Genomic DNA, 15,593 nt, shown 5'->3' with positions numbered 1-15,593 from the left:
TCGACCATGCAGCGCTTGCCGCGACGCGTCGACGTCACGTTCCCGTTATCGCAATGGCGAAAACGCGGCCGGCAGGCAGCCGGGCGCGCGGAAATTCCTGGAGGGACGAAGGGGATGCGTATCGTCGCGCTGCGCCGGATGCGGCCGGGCGCGACGATACGGACGGCCAGTTGGACGGCCGGTCAGTGCGCGGCCGGTGCGCTCGCGCCGGACGGCGCGGATGACGCGACGGGGTTCGCAGCGGCGGGGGCGGGTGTTTTGTTCGCCGGCGCAGTCGAGACGCTCGACGGCGTGGATGCCGATGCGGGTGCGGACGTGGCGGACGCAGGCGCCGGCACGACGGCCGATGCCTGCGTTGCTGCGGCCGGTGCCGAAACGGCGGGCGTCGATGCCGCACCGGCAGGCGGCGACGCCGTGCCGGAAGCAGGTGCAGAAACCGGAGCGGGAGCTGAAGCCGATGCTGCCGCCGAGCCGGACGCCGCCACCGGCGCGGCCGCGCGCATCGCAGCCGGCGCGACAACGGCCGACGCCGCGGCCGGCACGGCGTTCGCGGCCGACCCGGGCGCGACACCCGGCACCGAAAGCGGCACCGGCGCCGCGGGCGGCGTCGGCACGACCGGCGTCGTCATCTTCAGCGGTTCGCCCTGCGGCGTCGGCGCGGGTTCGGGCAGCGGCGTGACGGCTTCCTTCTCGGCGGCCTTCACGGTGGCGCGGTCGCGGCGGGCCGGGTCGATCTTCAGGAAATGGTCGACAAGATTGAAGAAGCGCTCGTAGAACACGCCGGCGGGAATCGTCTCGCTCGCGGTCTTGACGAGCGCGTCGTCGCTCGACCCGATCGGCAGCGACAGCGAGCCGAACACGCTGAGGCCGACGCTGGCCGACGTATTCGACTTCTTCAGCGTGTAGCGGTCCTGCACTGCGTTCACGTACGCGATGCTCGACGAGCCGTCCGCGGTCGCGTCCGCGCACACCACGTGAAACTCGATCACGACGTGCATGTCGTTGTTCGGCTGGAAATTCTTGCTGCCGTCGACCGCGTCGTTGCGCGACGACGACACCACATAACCCTGGCTCAACAGCGCGCGCCGCGCGGCCTCGCAGGCCGCGTCGGATTTCGAGTGGAACGTATGCGCATACGGGCTGGTCGCCGCGTCGAACTGTTCCTGCTGGTAGATCGGCTTGGGCGGCGACGAGCACGCCGCCAGCACGGTCGCGGCCGCGAGCGCGCACGAAACGGAAAACAGGCGAAATCGGTTGTGCATGGCGTCTTTCAGAAGGCTCGGCGAGATGCCGCGCGGGGTTGCGCGCGTCGCGCCGCAACCGGATGGCGGCCGTCGCGCAAGGGCGGGGCCGGCAATGGGCGCGTGGCAATCTCGGATGGCCGGGGCGTCATTATAGTTTCGTTTGATGTCGCGTTCGCTTCGGCGGCTGTTTCCGCCCATGACAGTTTCGGCGAACCGTTACCGGCGAGAACGATCGCGAACCGGCGCTAGCCGGCCGGCGACGGCCGCGCGGAAGCCAGCAATCGCGACGTCAGCGGATGATGTTCGCCGCGCCGCGAGCGGATCGCGTGGATCTCCTCGGTCACGTCGCCCGCGCGCCCGAGCCGCCTGAGGCCGCGCAGCAGCGACGCGTCGTTCGCGCCGAGTTCGCTCAGCGGGAACACGCCGAGGCCGCGCGCCGCGAACACGGCCATCAGCGCGCTGTCCTCGAATTCCCCGGCCACGCGCGGCACGATCCGTTCGCCTTCCAGCCACAGGTCGAGGCGCGCACGCAGCGCCGAATGCGCGGTCGGCAGCAGCACGGGCAGGTCGGCCAGGCATTGCGGAAAGCGTTGCCGCGCGGCCGGCGTGACGAGTGCCGCGGGGCCATACCAGTCGACCGGCGACGCGACGAGCCGCTCGCTCGTCACGCGCAGGTTCGAACCGGACGGCGCGCCCTGGCCGGCCAGCACGAGATCGAGATGATGCAGCGCGAGTTCCGCGAGCAACGCATCGTGCTCGCCCTCGTGGCACAGCAGCCGCAGCGTCGGCGTGTCGAGCACGGGCGCGAGGATCGCATGCGCGGCGAGCTTGGAGATGCCGTCCGCGAGGCCGACCGCGAGCCGCACGGTCGGCTGGCTGGCCGCCGCGCGCACTTCGTCGGGAATCAGCCGCCCCATCTCGAAGATGACCTCCGCGCGTGCATACGCGGCCTGGCCCGCGTCGGTCATCGCGACGCCGCGCCCGGCCGGGCGCAACAACTGGTGCCCGAGCGATTTCTCGAGCTCGCGCACCTGCGCGCTGATCGTCTGCACGGCCATGTCGAGCCGCCCGGCCGCGCGCGCGAAGCCGCCTTCCTTCACGACGACCCAGAAATAGTACAGATGTCGGAAATTGAGCATCGGATCGAAATTTCGTAAAAACCGAACTTAAAATAAGATTCTCTCTGATTTTTCCGAAGTCCGGGGTGGCATATCATCGGGCTTTCCACTTTCGTATCGGCCCATTTCATGGACTACCTGCTGACGCTTGCCGCCGACCCCGCCGTCTGGGCCGCGCTCCTGACGCTCGTCGTGATGGAAGTCGTGCTCGGCATCGACAACCTGATCTTCATCTCGATCCTCAGCAACAAGCTGCCCGAAGCGCAGCGTGCCCGCACGCAGCGCCTCGGCATCGCGCTCGCGCTGGTGATGCGCCTCGCGCTGCTCGGCAGCGTCGCGTGGATCGCGAGCCTCACCGAACCCGTGTTCACGCTCTTCGACCACGCGTTCTCGTGGCGCGACATGATCCTGCTGTCGGGCGGCCTGTTCCTCGTGTGGAAGGCGACCACCGAGATCCATCACCACGTGTCGCACGACGTTGACGGCGACGGCGGTTCCGGCGGCGCGGCCGGCCTGACGATGTGGGCCGCGATCGGCCAGATCGTGATGCTCGACATCGTGTTCTCGATCGACAGCATCGTGACCGCGATCGGCATGACCGAGCACGTCCCGATCATGTTCGTCGCGGTGATCGTCGCCGTGTCCGTGATGCTGTTCGCTGCGCAGCCGCTCGCACGCTTCATCGACCGCAACCCGACCATCGTGATGCTTGCGCTGTCGTTCCTGGTCGTGATCGGCATGACGCTGATCGCCGAAGGCTTCGGTTCGCACGTGCCGAAGGGTTACATCTACGCGGCGATGGCGTTCTCTGCTTTCGTCGAAGGCATGAACATGCTGGCGCGGCGCGCGAAGGCGAAGCGCGCGGCACGGGTGGAAGGCCACTGAGCCAGCGCGCGGGATGCCGGCCGCCGCAACGGCCGGCTCGCGCGGCTTGATATGGAATTCGTCTGGAATTCGCACGGAAAGGAGAAACGCGATGAAATGCCCTGTCTGCAAGACGCCCGACCTGCTGATGGCCGAGCGCCAGTCGATCGAGATCGACTACTGTCCGACGTGCCGCGGCGTGTGGCTCGATCGCGGCGAACTCGACAAGCTGATCGCCCGCGAGGGCGGCGATGTGCCGGCGCGGCGCGACGAGCCGCCTGCTTCGCGCGACGCCCACGCCCACACCCACGCGTCGCGCGATCGCGATGGCTGGGGGCGCGACGGCCGCTCGCACGACGACCGTCACCGGCACGACGGCCAGCGCCGCCGCAAATCGATGTTCGACCTGTTCGATTTCGATTGAATCCGCATACGGCGCGCGCGTCGCCGGTTGCAAAAAGGCCCCGCCGGGTATCGCGCCCGGCGGGGCTTTTTCATGCGTGTCGCAACATGTCGCGCTTCGGCGCGCCGACGCTTACGCGTTGCCTGCCGTCACGTCGATGCGGCGCGGGCGCGTTTCTTCGCGGCGCGGAATCGTCAGCGTCAGCACACCGTCACGCAGGTTCGCGTCGATCCTCGACGTGTCGAGATCGGGGCTCAGCACGAACGTACGCGCATAGCGCCGCGCGCGGACTTCGGCATGACGTACGCGCAGGTCGGCCGGCGTGTCGATGTGCGTGTCGGCTTCGATCGTCAGCGTGTTGTCGTGCACCTTCACGTCGAGGTTCTCGCGCGGCACGCCAGGCAGGTCGGCCCGCAGCGTGACGCCGAGATTGTTCTCGACGATGTCGACGGCCGGCGTGATTGCGGGCCGTCGCGCGGCTTCCGCGGCAGCCGGGTGGGCAGTGGTGGCGTGGCGTTCGGCAAGGGTCGGGTTCGTGTTCATGTCGGTATCCTGAAGATTACTGAACGGTGATCGCACGCGGCTTCGATGCTTCGCGCCGGCCGACGCGAATCAGCAGGCAGCCGTTTTCGTAACGCGCGCTGACGTTGTCGGCGTCCGCATTCTGCGGCAGCTCGACGACGCGGCGGAATGTGCCGTGAAAGCGCTCCTGTGCATACGTGCGCACGTCGTCGCCTTCGCCGCGCGGCGCCGGTTTGCGCTCGCCGCTGATCGTCAGCAGATCCTTGTCGATCGACACGTCGAAGTCGGCCGCGGCCATGCCGGGCGCGAACGCGACGATCTCGATCGCATCGTCGGTGGCGCCGACGTTGAGCGCGGGAAATGCGCCCGGCCGCACCGCACGGATGCCGGACGGGAGCTCGCCGAACAGGTTCGCCACCTGCCGCTGCACGCGGGCGAATTCGTCGAACAGGTCCTGGCCGTTATGGATACCGCTCATGATGGTCCTCCGGAACAGTGAACGCGGGAGACGCGACGGCGCGACGCCTGCGGCGGGCGCGACGGGTGGCTCCACTGGGTCGAAACGGGGGCAGTGCGTTTGCGTGGAGCACTGCCCGGCAACGCGTAATTAGTGGCCGCCGCAGCACATTTCAAGAGGGAATCTGCAACTTGCGTCAACGCGTGCCCGTGCGATTCGATGCGACAATCGCCGCGATATCAGCAGACCAACGAGACGGGACAACCATGGACATTCGACGCATCGCGATCGTCGGCGCCGGCGTGATCGGCGCGAGCTGGGCCGCTTTTTATCTGACGCAGGGCTTCGACGTCGTCGCGACCGATCCGGCGCCGCAAGCCGACGCGCGGCTGCGCGACGCGCTGGCCGCGTTTCTCGGCGACCGGGCCGCCGAACTTTCCGCGCGGCTGTCGTTCGACGCCGATCTCGTGCGCGCGCTCGACGGCGTCGACTTCGTGCAGGAGAACGGCCCGGAACGGCTCGACCTGAAGCGTGCGCTGTACCGGCAGATGGACGACGTGCTGCCCGCGCACGTGCCGATCGCGTCGAGTTCGTCGGGCCTGAAGATGTCGGACATCCAGACCGCGTGCGAAAAGCATCCGGAACGCTGCCTGATCGCGCATCCGTTCAACCCGCCGCACCTGATTCCGCTCGTCGAGCTGGTCGGCGGCGACGCGACCGGCCAGGACGTGATCGCGCGCGTGAAGGATTTCTACGATGCGCTCGGCAAACAGACGATCGTCCTCAACAAGGAGATGACCGGCCACGTCGCGAACCGGCTCGCGGCCGCGCTGTTCCGCGAGGTGTATCACCTCGTCGGCGAAGGCGTCGTGAGCGTGGCCGATGCGGACAAGGCGGTCGCATGGGGCCCCGGCTTGCGCTGGGGGCTGATGGGGCAGTGCCTGACCTATCACCTCGGCGGCGGCGCGGGCGGGATCGCGCACTTCCTCGAACACTTGTCGGGGCCGATCGCGAGCTGGTGGGACGATCTCGGCACGCCTTCGTTCGATCCGGATGTCGATCGCAAGCTGACCGACGAATTGCGCGCGATCCAGGGCGAGCATTCGATGCAGGAGCTGGCGGCCGAGCGCGACCGGCTGCTCGTCGAGCTGATCGACGCGCGGCGCCGCAGCTTTTTGCCCTGACCGCGTTGCAGCGCCGGGTATCGGCCGGGCCGAGCTCGGCTACTGCTGCGCTGCCGTTTGCGGTGCCTGCGGCGTCCGTGCAAGCCACGAGGGGCTCGCGGCCTGCACGAGTTCGCGGTTGCGCGCGCGCGTCGCGGCGCTCGGCGGATAGTTGCCGTCGTTCGTCGGCAGTTCGCCGTCGAGATAGGCTTGCTTCAACTGGGCGATGACTTCCGCGCGTGTCAGGCCCTGTTCGGGCGCGGCGGCATCGGTCTGGGCGACGGCGGGGGAAAGCAGGGCGGCGGCTGCGGTCGCGACGGCGAATCGCAAGACGTTCATGGTGCGCTCCGATCAAGGGGACGGGACACCGGATGCGCGCGGCGGTTTGCCGTGCGTTCCGATGGGGCCCATTGTCGCGAGCGGGTGCTGCGCGGACGATGACGTGTTCCGGGCAAAGCTGTCAGTTGCGGGCACGGCCGCGCATGCGTGTCGCCCGCCGTCGCTGCCGTTGCCGCTACAACTCCGCCGCTGCCGCGATCAGCGTGGCTTCGAGCGCGAGCGTCGAGCGCGACGCGGCCGCCGGCCGGTCGATCACGTATTCGAGTTCGCCGAGCTCGGGCAGCCCCGCGTCGAGCCGCGCGAGCCCGGCCGGGATCACGTAGCCGGCGAACGCGCTGACGCCGAGCCCCGCGCTTGCGGCCGCGCGCAGTACCGCGATGCTGCTGCTCACCACCGCGATCCGGTAGGGTCGGCCGATCGCGTCGAGCGTTTCGAGCACGCGGCGCCGCGACACGCTCGGCTCCGGATGCAGGGCGAGCGGCAGCACGGCCTCGTGGCCGGTGATCCGCGAATCGGGGCCGGTGCACCAGTACAGCGGCTCGCTGCGGATCACGCGGCCGCGCCGGCTGCCCGCGATGCGCTTCGCGAACACGAGATCGTGCCGGCCTTCGTCGAGCGCGTCGAACAGGTCGCCCGACAGCCCGGTCGAGATCGCGAGCTCGACTTCCGGATTGCGCTGCACGAAGCTCGCGAGCGCGGACGTCAGGTGCGTCGACGCGAAATCCTCCGACATCGCAAGCCGCACCTTGCCCGACAGCGGCGGCCCGCACACCGACGTGACGGCTTCGTCCATCAGTTCGAGGATGCGCACCGCGTAGCGGAACAGTGCGTCGCCGTGCTGCGACAGGTGAACGTTGCGCGTGTCGCGCTCGAAGAGTGGCCGGTCGAGCAGCTCCTCGAGGCGGCGGATGTGCTGGCTGACGGTCGACTGCGACAGGTTCACGCGCTCGGACGCGGCGGTGAAGCTGCCGGACTGGGCGACGGCGACGAAGCTGCGCAGCAGCTCGGGCGGTAACGGGCGCATTGCTAAATCCACTGAATCGGTTTCGACAACTTCATAAATGGCCGGATATTGCGGCGCTAGTATCGGATCACGCCCCGGTGCGGCCCGTGCAACGGGGCGAACCGGACGCGTGGTCCGCGTCGTGCCGGCGGCTGCTTCGGTCAGTCTACGGCATCCGGCGTCCGGCCCGAAACCGCATCATCCCATCGACCGCCCGAGAACGCGCCCGCACGACGGGCCGCCGGGCCGCGGCGCACCGCCGCAGGAGACAGTCCGCGCACGGGATCGACGTGCGGGCCCGCTTTCTGCACGCGTCAGGCGCCCGTTACGAAGAGACTGGAGACGACTCATGATCATCTACGGAACCGCGCTGCTGGCGTTCTGCCACCTGGCCGGACTGTTCCTCGGCGACCTGCTGGGCACGGCCATCGGCGTGAAAACCAACGTCGGCGGGGTCGGCATCGCGATGCTGCTGCTGATCTGCCTGCGCCTGTGGCTGCACCGGCGCGGCTGGCTGCCGAAGGAGACCGAGGCCGGCGTCGGCTTCTGGGGCGCGATGTACATCCCGGTCGTCGTCGCGATGGCCGCGAACCAGAACGTCGTCGCCGCGCTGAAGGGCGGCCCGGTCGCGCTGCTGGCCGCCGTCGGCGCCGTCGCGATCTGCGCATGCTGCATCGCGGTACTCGTGCGCATGGGGCGCGACGACACGGCCTTCGCGGGCGTGCCGCAATTCGAAGAACAATAACGGAGGCCGCCATGCTGCAGATGCTCGAAAAAGTCGTCGCCCACAACGGGCTCGTCGCGTCGTTCGCGCTGGTCGGCCTGATCATGTGGCTGTCGTCGATCGCGTCGCGCAAGCTCACGTTCGGCCGCGTGCACGGCTCCGCGATCGCGATCGTGATCGGTCTCGCGCTCGCGTATGTCGGCGGGGCGTTCACCGGCGGCGAGAAGGGACTCGCCGACGTGCCGCTGTTCGCGGGCGTCGGCCTGATGGGCGGCGCGATGCTGCGCGATTTCGCGATCGTCGCGACCGCGTTCGAAGTGCAGCCGACCGAGGCGCGCAAGGCCGGGCTCGTCGGCGTCGTGTCGCTGCTGCTCGGCACCGTGCTGCCGTTCATCGTCGGCGCGTGCATCGCGCGCGCGTTCGGTTATACCGACGCGGTCAGCATGACGACCATCGGCGCGGGCGCCGTCACGTACATCGTCGGGCCCGTCACGGGCGCGGCGATCGGTGCGAGCTCCGACGTGATCGCGCTCAGCATCGCGACGGGACTCGTGAAGGCGATCATCGTGATGGTCGGCACGCCGGTCGCGGCCGGCTTCATGGGCCTGAAGACGCCGCGTTCCGCGATGATCTTCGGCGGCCTCGCCGGCACCGTCAGCGGCGTGAGCGCGGGGCTCGCCGCGACCGACCGCCGGCTCGTCCCGTACGGTGCGCTGGTCGCGACGTTCCACACCGGCGTCGGCTGCCTGCTCGGCCCGTCGGTGCTGTTCTTCACGACGCGCGCGCTGGTCGGCGGCTAGGTCGACGGATGCTGCCCGAACGCGGGCCGCACCCATCGCGGCGTCCTCTGAGTCGCATTCGTCAACATCATCAATCGGCGGCGGCGCCAGGCTTAGAATGCCGCTGAACCATCGAAGCGGGAGAACTGTTCATGACGGGATGGAATCACGCGCGGCAGGCGCGCGATGCACGCCTCGCGGCCGGCGCGGTTTACGCGCAAGGCAAGCGGGTCGATGCGCGCGACACCGTGGCGTTGCTCGAAGCGGTGCTGCGGCCGGGCGACCGCGTGTGCCTCGAAGGCGACAACCAGAAGCAGGCCGACCTGCTCGCGACGGCGCTCGCCGACGTCGACAGCGCGAAGGTGCACGACCTGCACATGGTGCAGTCGGGCGTCGTGCTGCCCGAGCATCTCGACGTGTTCGAGCGCGGCATCGCGAAGCGTCTCGACTTCGCGTATTCGGGCCCGCAGTCGCAGCGGATCGCGAAGCTGCTGTTCGGCGGCAAGATCGCGCTCGGCGCGGTGCACACCTATCTCGAGCTGTTCGCGCGCTACTTCATCGACCTCACGCCGCACGTCGCGCTGATCGCCGCGGTCAGCGCCGACCGCGACGGCAACCTGTACACGGGCCCGAACACCGAGGACACGCCGACCGTCGTCGAGGCCACCGCGTTCAAGGACGGCATCGTGATCGCGCAGGTCGATCGCATCGTCGACAAGGTGCCGCGCGTCGACATCCCCGGCGACCGCGTGCATTTCGTCGTCGAGGCCGGCCGGCCGTTCTACGTCGAGCCGCTGTTCACGCGCGATCCGGCCGCGATCACCGAAACGCAGATCCTCACCGCGATGCTCGCGATCAAGGGCATCTACGAGCCGTACGGCATCAAGCGCCTGAACCACGGGATCGGCTTCAACACCGCTGCGATCGAGCTGCTGCTGCCGACCTACGGCGAGAAGCTCGGGCTGAAGGGCAAGGTCTGCACGCACTGGGCGCTCAATCCGCACCCGACGCTGATTCCGGCGATCGAATCGGGCTGGGTCGAGCAGGTCCACTGCTTCGGCTCCGAGGTCGGGATGGACGACTACATCCGCGCGCGCTCCGACGTGTGGTTCACGGGCCCCGACGGGTCGCTGCGCTCGAACCGCGCGTTCTGCCAGACGGCCGGCCTCTATGCGTGCGACATGTTCATCGGCTCGACGCTGCAGATCGATTTGTCCGGCCATTCGTCGACGGTCACGGCCGAGCGGATCGCCGGCTTCGGCGGCGCGCCGAACATGGGCAGCGACGCGCGCGGGCGGCGCCATCCGAGCGAGCCGTGGCTGAAGGCCGGCGCGCAAGCCGATCCCGACACGCCGGCGGCGCTGCGGCGCGGCCGCAAGCTCGTCGTGCAGATCGGCGAGACGTTCGGCGACAAGAACGTGCCGATGTTCGTCGAGAAGCTCGATGCGCTGAAGCTCGCCGACAAGCTGCAGCTCGATCTCGCGCCGATCATGGTCTATGGCGACGACGTCACGCACATCGTCACCGAGGAAGGGATCGCGAACCTGCTGATGTGCCGCGACAAGGACGAGCGCGAGCACGCGATCCGCGGCGTCGCCGGCTATACGGAGGTCGGCCGCGGCCGCGACCGGAAGATGGTCGAGCGGCTGCGCGAGCGCGGCGTGATCCGCCGCCCGGAGGATCTCGGCATCGATCCGCTCGACGCCGACCGCCGCTGGCTCGCCGCGCGCTCGATCAAGGATCTCGTGCACTGGTCGGGCGGGCTCTATGCGCCGCCGGCCCGGTTCCGCAACTGGTGAGGAAGAGGGCATGGAACAGTTGAACTATCGCTTCACCGCGCGCGAGCGCGCGAAGGGCGAGCTGGCCGCGGCGCTCGTCGGCGTGGTCGCGTCCGGCAATCTCGAAGTGCTCGTCGAGCGCGTGCTGCCGGGCAACGAATGCGAGATCGACATCCGCACCGCGGCGGTCGGCTTCGGCGCGGTGTGGCAGGCCGTCGTGTCGGATTTCGTCGAGCGGCGCACGCCGGGTGGCCTGAAGCTGTCGATCAACGACGGCGGCGCACGGCCCGACATGGTGTCGCTGCGGCTCGCGCAGGCCGTGCGCGCGATCGAGGGAGACGCATGATGACCGACGTGATCCACGACGCGCCCGCGTTCGTCGCGAACGGCGCGAGCTGGTACGAAGCGTCGGCGCGGCAGCGCATCGACGGGCTGCTCGACGCGGGCAGTTTCAGCGAATTCCTCGGCCCGGCCGAACGCGTAACGAGCCCGCACCTGCCGCTGTTCGACCTGCCGCAGCAGTTCGACGACGGGATGGTGGTCGGCCACGGTCGGCTCGACGGCCGGCCGGTGTTTATCGCCGCGCAGGAAGGCCGCTTCATGGGCGGTGCGTTCGGCGAAGTGCACGGCGCGAAGCTCACCGGCTTGCTGCGCGCCGCACGCGAAGTCGGCAAGCCGGTGCTGATCCTGTTCGATACGGGCGGCGTGCGGCTGCAGGAAGCGAACGCGGGCGAGCTGGCGATCGCCGAGATCATGCGTGCGCTCGTCGATGCGCGCGCGGCCGGCGTGCCGGTGATCGGGTTGATCGGCGGGCGCGCGGGCTGCTATGGCGGCGGCGGGTTGCTCGCCGCGTGCTGTTCGGCGCTCGCGGTGTCGGAGCAGGGGCGCATCAGCGTATCGGGCCCCGAAGTGATCGAGACGAATCGCGGCGTCGAGGAATTCGACGCGAAGGACCGCGCGCTGATCTGGCGCACGATGGGCGGCAAGCACCGGCGGCTGATCGGCGGTGCGGACCGCTATGTCGCCGATACGCCCGATGCGTTCCGCGCGGCGGCGCTCGAATTGATCGGCCACGCACCGAAGTTCGATGCGGCGATGCTGCATGAGGAACAGGCGCGCCTCGAAGCGCGTGTCGAACGGTTCGGTGCGTGCAAGGATGCGCTCGACGTATGGCGTGCGCTCGGCGCGGACACGCCCGAAGCGATTCCCGGGATGCCCGACGAGGCGTTCGCGAAACTCGCCGACCAGTTACAGGAGCCGAAATGAAACGACCCCCACGTTCACTTCGTTCGCTGCCTCCCGAGGGGGCTGCTGCCGTCCTGGGGGCGGCCCTTGAGGCTGCCCGGCGGGAGGCGGCATGACGCTCGATGAAGTCCTGATCTCGCTGTTTCCGAACGGCCATTCGATCGTGCGCACCGGCGGCCTGCTGACGGGCCACGCGGAACTGGCCGGCACGCGCGTCGACGTGATCGGCGTCGCCGACCGTTTGCCGTTCGGCATCGACGAGGCGCTGACGCTCGCGTCGCGCGTGCTCGACACGATCGCGCGCGGCGGCGGCACGCCGATCCTCGTGCTCGTCGATAGCGACAGCCAGCGGATGAGCAAGCGCGACGAACTGCTCGGCCTGAACGAAGGGCTGTCGCATCTCGCGAAGTGCCTGATGCACGCGGATCTCGCCGGGCACCGGACGATCGGTGTGCTATACGGCCACACGGCCGCGGGCGCATTCATCGCGACCGCGCTCGCGACGCGCACGCTGCTCGCGGTGCCGGGCGCCGAGCCGGAGGTGATGGACCTGCCGTCGATGTCGCGCGTGACCAAGCTGCCGATCGACGTGCTGAAGGAGATGGCGCGCTCGACGCCCGTGTTCGCGCCCGGGCTCGACAATCTCGTGAAGCTGGGTGCCGTCGATGCCGTGCTCGATCCGTCCCGCGCGCTCGACGGGCAGGTCGGCGAATGGCTCGGCAAGCCGGCCGACCGCATCGACCGTCGCGCGGCGCGCGGCCGGCCGGTCGCGGCCGACGTCGCGCGGCGCGTCGAGGAACTCGCGCGTGCCGCACGCTGAGATGCCGCTGCGCCGCCACACGCTCGTCACGCTGACGGCGGCGGGGTGGGGCGCGGCATTCGCGCGCGATCCCGCGCTCGCGGCCGATCCGCTCGTGCGCGCGTGGGCCGAACGCGGCTGGCCGCTGATCGTGCGCCGTGCGTCGCCCGACGAGGCCGATGCCGGCCGCGTGCCGCTCGGCCTGCCGCTGCCGCCTGCCGCGGGCAAGCGGCGCATCGCGCTGAATGTCGCTGCCGACGCGCTCGCGACGGTCGGCCCGCTGCCCGCGCTGGCCGACGTGCTTGCCGCCGCGCCCGATGCGTGGCACGCATCGTTGCGCGAGCTCGATGCGCTCGGCGCGCGCCGCGGCGTGCAGGGCCGCGTGTTCGGCAGCCTCGCGTGGCAGGCGCTGACGGGCGAGCGCTACCTGAGCGAGTCTTCCGATCTCGACATCGTGTTTCCGCTGCCGGAGGCCGCGTCGCTCGCACCGCTGCTCGACGGCCTCGCGGCGATCGACGCGCGCGCGCCGATGCGCATCGACGGCGAACTGCTGCGCGCCGACGGCGCGGGCGTCAACTGGCGCGAACTGCACGCGCGGCTGCCCGAAGTCGCGGTCAAGACCGCGATCGCCGTCGAATTGATGCCTGTCGGCGCATTCAACGGAGACTCGCGATGAGTGCATGGGCCGCCTGCCGCGTATCGGCGCCGTCCGCTGCCGAGCGTATCGCCGAGCTGGCCGAGCGCAGCCTCGTGCTCGAGATCGACACCTATCCGAAGCCGGGGCTCGTCAGCCACGTCGACACCGGCAGTCATTCGGACATGGATGCCGCGACATTCGCGCGCAGCGCCGCCGTGCTGCGGCCGTACTTCGCGGAACTCGCCGACGCGGGCGCGCGCGACGCGGACATGGCCGTGCTGCGCAAGATCGGCCTGCGTGCCGAGCATGCGATGCTCGCGGCGACCGGCGGCGTCAATACGCATCGCGGCGCGATCTTCGGGCTCGGGCTGCTGTGCGCGGCCGCGGGCCGGCGTGCGATGCCGGGGGGAGTGCCGGGCGGAATGACGCTCGGCGCGTTCGTGTCCCGCCGCTGGGGCGCCGATATTCTCGGCGGCCCGCGCTTGCCGGACAGCCACGGCGAGCGCGCGAGCCGACGCTACGGCGTCGGCGGCGCGCGTCGCGAAGCGGCCGAAGGTTTCACGACCGTATACGCGATCGGGCTGCCCGCGCTGCGCCGTGCGAAGCGCGACCTGCCCGACGATCCGGAAGCCGCGCGCGTCGCTGCGTGCTTCGCGCTGATCGCCGCGCTCGACGATACGAACCTGCTGCACCGGGGCGGGCAGGCCGGCCTCGATTTCGCGCGGGCGACCGCACGTGCGTTCGTCGCACGCGGCGGCGTGCGTGCGCGCGACTGGCGGCTGCGCGCGGTGGCCGCGCATCGTGCGTTCGTTGCGCGCCGGCTGAGCCCGGGCGGCGCGGCCGACCTGCTCGCGATGAGCGTATTCGTCGATGCGCTCGAAGCCGACGGGGACGCGCGATGACGCTGGCGATCCTCTGTTCGGGACAAGGCGCGCAGCGCGCCGACATGTTCGACCTGACGGGCACGGCGCCGCAGGCCGATGCGTTGTTCGCGCATGCCGGCCGGCTCCTGGGCGACGATCCGCGCGCGGGGGTCCGGCAGGCCGGACCGGACGCGCTGCGCGAGAACCGCGCCGCGCAGATCCTCTGCACCGTCCAGGCGCTTGCGGCTGCTGCGCTGCTCGACGCGGCGTGGCCGCGCCGGCGCTGCGTCGCGGGCTACAGCGTCGGCGAGGTCGCGTCGTGGAGCGTCGCGGGAATGATCGATCCGCATGACGCGCTCGACCTGGCCGACGCACGCGCGCGCGCGATGGATGCGGCGAGCGGCGGCGACGAGCGGATGGCGTTCGTGCGCGGCCTGACGCGCGCGCAGCTTGCGCAGTTGTGCGCCGGTCGCGACGCGGCGATCGCGATCGCAAACCCCGGCGACGCATTCGTGGTCGCGGGGCGGCAGGCCGATGTCGATGCGGTGGCCGACGGCGCCGCGCGCGCCGGTGCGCTGCGCATCGCGCCCGTGTGCGTGCGGATCGCGTCGCATACGCGCCGGCTCGCAGCGGCCGTGCCGGTATTTCGCGCGTCGCTTGCCGACGTGCGCGTGCGCCGGCCGCTGCCCGGCACGCGATTGTTTTCGGGCATCGACGGCGCGTCGGTGCTCGACGTCGACGCGGGCCTCGACAAGCTCGCGCGGCAGATCGCGGAGCCGGTCGAGTGGGCGGCCTGTCTCGCCGCCTGCGTGGAGGCCGGTGCGACCGCGTTTCTCGAACTCGGCCCCGGGCGCGCGCTGGCCGAGATGGCCGGCGGCGCGTATCCCGCGCTGCCGGCGCGCAGCCTCGCGGATTTCCGTTCCGTCGACGGCGTGACGAACTGGCTCGCGCGCGTCGCGGCTGGCTGACCGGCGGCCCGAAAACCGGCCTGCAACATCCCCGCCGCGCCCCGGTTTCGCACTGTGTGTTGCGCCGGCGCAGCAGCGCCGCAGCCGGCGCTTGCCACGCGAATTGGCGTCGCTACAATGGCGCCCGCCATGAGACCAGCCGCCTTCTTTTTCGCCGCGCTTTGCTGTGCGGCGAGCGCCCACGCCAGCCGGATCCCGTCCGATGCCGCTTCGGTCGGCACGTACTTTTCGTATGACAACGCGGCGGCCGACGCGACCGTCGACCTGATCGAACAGGCGCAGCGCCGCGTACTGCTGGCCGGCTACGCGCATGTGCCGCCCGCCGTCGCGAGCGCGCTGCGCGCGGCTCGTGCGCGCGGGATCGAGGTGCGCGTCGTGCTCGTGCGCTCGCCGCGCGCGGGCAGGTACAGCGGCGCAGGCTATCTGAAATCCGCGGGCATCGACGTGGCGATCGATTCGCGGCACGGCGATCCCGCGCCGCGCTTCGTGATCGTCGACGACAGCGTCGCGCTGACGACGCTGTCCGACGGCGCGGCTGCGCACGCCGAGACGGTCAACGTGTTCCAGCGCGCGCCCGAGCTCGCGCAATCCTACGCGCAGTCGTTCTGGCGGCTATACCGGCAGGCCGGCGGCCTCTGACTCTTTCCTTCGGTGTCGTGCACGCCGGTGTGACCCCGCTTGCATCGG

The 15,593-nt window shown here is 70.2% G+C and carries 19 protein-coding genes; 13 read left to right on the top strand and 6 right to left on the bottom strand.

What is annotated here, in order from left to right:
• Nucleotides 1-182: 182 nt before the first annotated feature.
• Both BT264_RS00760 and BT264_RS00755 read right to left on the bottom strand, forming a co-directional pair.
• Nucleotides 183-1,262, bottom strand: coding sequence for a DUF2242 domain-containing protein (locus BT264_RS00760; protein ID WP_072435898.1), 1,080 nt, complete (start codon nucleotides 1,260-1,262; stop codon nucleotides 183-185).
• A 227-nt stretch (nucleotides 1,263-1,489) separates the two neighbouring features.
• A complete protein-coding gene (locus BT264_RS00755) occupies nucleotides 1,490-2,383 on the bottom strand; it encodes a LysR family transcriptional regulator (RefSeq protein ID WP_072435897.1) in 894 nt (297 codons plus the stop codon).
• Nucleotides 2,384-2,491: 108 nt separating this feature from the next.
• Here BT264_RS00755 and BT264_RS00750 point away from each other — a divergent pair, with 108 nt between their 5' ends.
• Together BT264_RS00750 and BT264_RS00745 are read left to right on the top strand one after the other, a co-directional pair.
• The gene (locus BT264_RS00750; protein ID WP_072435896.1) at nucleotides 2,492-3,247 is read left to right on the top strand and encodes a TerC family protein; all 756 of its coding nucleotides are present in this window, start codon (nucleotides 2,492-2,494) and stop codon (nucleotides 3,245-3,247) included.
• Nucleotides 3,248-3,338: 91 nt separating this feature from the next.
• Nucleotides 3,339-3,650 carry a TFIIB-type zinc ribbon-containing protein gene (locus BT264_RS00745; protein WP_072435895.1) on the top strand — a complete coding sequence of 104 codons (312 nt, stop codon included), beginning with the start codon at nucleotides 3,339-3,341 and terminating at the stop codon, nucleotides 3,648-3,650.
• Between the two features lie 111 nt (nucleotides 3,651-3,761).
• Here the strand turns inward: BT264_RS00745 and BT264_RS00740 are convergent, their stop codons facing one another.
• Together BT264_RS00740 and BT264_RS00735 are read right to left on the bottom strand one after the other, a co-directional pair.
• Nucleotides 3,762-4,172 (bottom strand): Hsp20/alpha crystallin family protein, encoded by a 411-nt coding sequence (locus BT264_RS00740; RefSeq protein ID WP_072435894.1) that lies wholly within the window; start codon nucleotides 4,170-4,172, stop codon nucleotides 3,762-3,764.
• A 16-nt stretch (nucleotides 4,173-4,188) separates the two neighbouring features.
• Complete coding sequence (locus tag BT264_RS00735; protein WP_072435893.1) at nucleotides 4,189-4,629, bottom strand: Hsp20/alpha crystallin family protein; 441 nt, start codon at nucleotides 4,627-4,629, stop codon at nucleotides 4,189-4,191.
• A gap of 245 nt (nucleotides 4,630-4,874) precedes the next feature.
• Between BT264_RS00735 and BT264_RS00730 the strand changes: the two genes are divergently transcribed.
• Nucleotides 4,875-5,792 (top strand): 3-hydroxyacyl-CoA dehydrogenase NAD-binding domain-containing protein, encoded by a 918-nt coding sequence (locus tag BT264_RS00730; RefSeq protein ID WP_072435892.1) that lies wholly within the window; start codon nucleotides 4,875-4,877, stop codon nucleotides 5,790-5,792.
• A 39-nt stretch (nucleotides 5,793-5,831) separates the two neighbouring features.
• Here BT264_RS00730 and BT264_RS00725 read toward each other — a convergent pair whose 3' ends face one another.
• Complete coding sequence (locus tag BT264_RS00725; protein ID WP_072435891.1) at nucleotides 5,832-6,110, bottom strand: DUF4148 domain-containing protein; 279 nt, start codon at nucleotides 6,108-6,110, stop codon at nucleotides 5,832-5,834.
• Between the two features lie 175 nt (nucleotides 6,111-6,285).
• Complete coding sequence (locus BT264_RS00720; RefSeq protein WP_072435890.1) at nucleotides 6,286-7,134, bottom strand: LysR substrate-binding domain-containing protein; 849 nt, start codon at nucleotides 7,132-7,134, stop codon at nucleotides 6,286-6,288.
• Nucleotides 7,135-7,462: 328 nt separating this feature from the next.
• Between BT264_RS00720 and madL the strand changes: the two genes are divergently transcribed.
• The 10 genes from madL (at nucleotide 7,463) to BT264_RS00670 (ending at nucleotide 15,545) form a co-directional block, all read left to right on the top strand.
• The gene (gene madL / locus BT264_RS00715; protein WP_034183253.1) at nucleotides 7,463-7,858 is read left to right on the top strand and encodes a malonate transporter subunit MadL; all 396 of its coding nucleotides are present in this window, start codon (nucleotides 7,463-7,465) and stop codon (nucleotides 7,856-7,858) included.
• 11 nt (nucleotides 7,859-7,869) lie between these two features.
• Complete coding sequence (gene madM, locus BT264_RS00710) at nucleotides 7,870-8,637, top strand: malonate transporter subunit MadM (RefSeq protein ID WP_072435889.1); 768 nt, start codon at nucleotides 7,870-7,872, stop codon at nucleotides 8,635-8,637.
• A 131-nt stretch (nucleotides 8,638-8,768) separates the two neighbouring features.
• Entirely contained in the window at nucleotides 8,769-10,415 is a 1,647-nt protein-coding gene (mdcA, locus tag BT264_RS00705; RefSeq protein ID WP_072435888.1) for a malonate decarboxylase subunit alpha, read from the top strand.
• Nucleotides 10,416-10,425: 10 nt separating this feature from the next.
• Entirely contained in the window at nucleotides 10,426-10,740 is a 315-nt protein-coding gene (mdcC, locus tag BT264_RS00700) for a malonate decarboxylase acyl carrier protein (RefSeq protein WP_034183256.1), read from the top strand.
• Nucleotides 10,737-11,660: a biotin-independent malonate decarboxylase subunit beta gene (locus tag BT264_RS00695; RefSeq protein ID WP_072435887.1), complete on the top strand. Its 924-nt coding sequence runs from the start codon at nucleotides 10,737-10,739 to the stop codon at nucleotides 11,658-11,660. Before mdcC ends, BT264_RS00695 begins: the two co-directional genes overlap by 4 nt.
• Nucleotides 11,661-11,751: 91 nt before the next feature.
• Nucleotides 11,752-12,459 (top strand): biotin-independent malonate decarboxylase subunit gamma, encoded by a 708-nt coding sequence (gene mdcE / locus BT264_RS00690; protein ID WP_072435886.1) that lies wholly within the window; start codon nucleotides 11,752-11,754, stop codon nucleotides 12,457-12,459.
• Nucleotides 12,446-13,114 (top strand): malonate decarboxylase holo-[acyl-carrier-protein] synthase, encoded by a 669-nt coding sequence (mdcG, locus tag BT264_RS00685; protein ID WP_072435885.1) that lies wholly within the window; start codon nucleotides 12,446-12,448, stop codon nucleotides 13,112-13,114. The genes mdcE and mdcG overlap by 14 nt, the downstream gene beginning before the upstream one ends.
• Entirely contained in the window at nucleotides 13,111-13,977 is an 867-nt protein-coding gene (mdcB, locus tag BT264_RS00680; protein ID WP_072435884.1) for a triphosphoribosyl-dephospho-CoA synthase MdcB, read from the top strand. The genes mdcG and mdcB overlap by 4 nt, the downstream gene beginning before the upstream one ends.
• A complete protein-coding gene (mdcH, locus tag BT264_RS00675) occupies nucleotides 13,974-14,906 on the top strand; it encodes a malonate decarboxylase subunit epsilon (RefSeq protein WP_072435883.1) in 933 nt (310 codons plus the stop codon). Before mdcB ends, mdcH begins: the two co-directional genes overlap by 4 nt.
• A 117-nt stretch (nucleotides 14,907-15,023) precedes the next feature.
• Complete coding sequence (locus tag BT264_RS00670) at nucleotides 15,024-15,545, top strand: phospholipase D-like domain-containing protein (protein ID WP_072435882.1); 522 nt, start codon at nucleotides 15,024-15,026, stop codon at nucleotides 15,543-15,545.
• Nucleotides 15,546-15,593: the final 48 nt, after the last annotated feature.

Origin of the sequence: Burkholderia sp. NFPP32 (assembly GCF_900119325.1) — a bacterium.
GTDB classification, from domain to species: domain Bacteria; phylum Pseudomonadota; class Gammaproteobacteria; order Burkholderiales; family Burkholderiaceae; genus Burkholderia; species Burkholderia pyrrocinia_C.
Note: the sequence above shows the minus strand (reverse complement) of the source record. Positions and strands in the feature narration are given on the sequence as shown.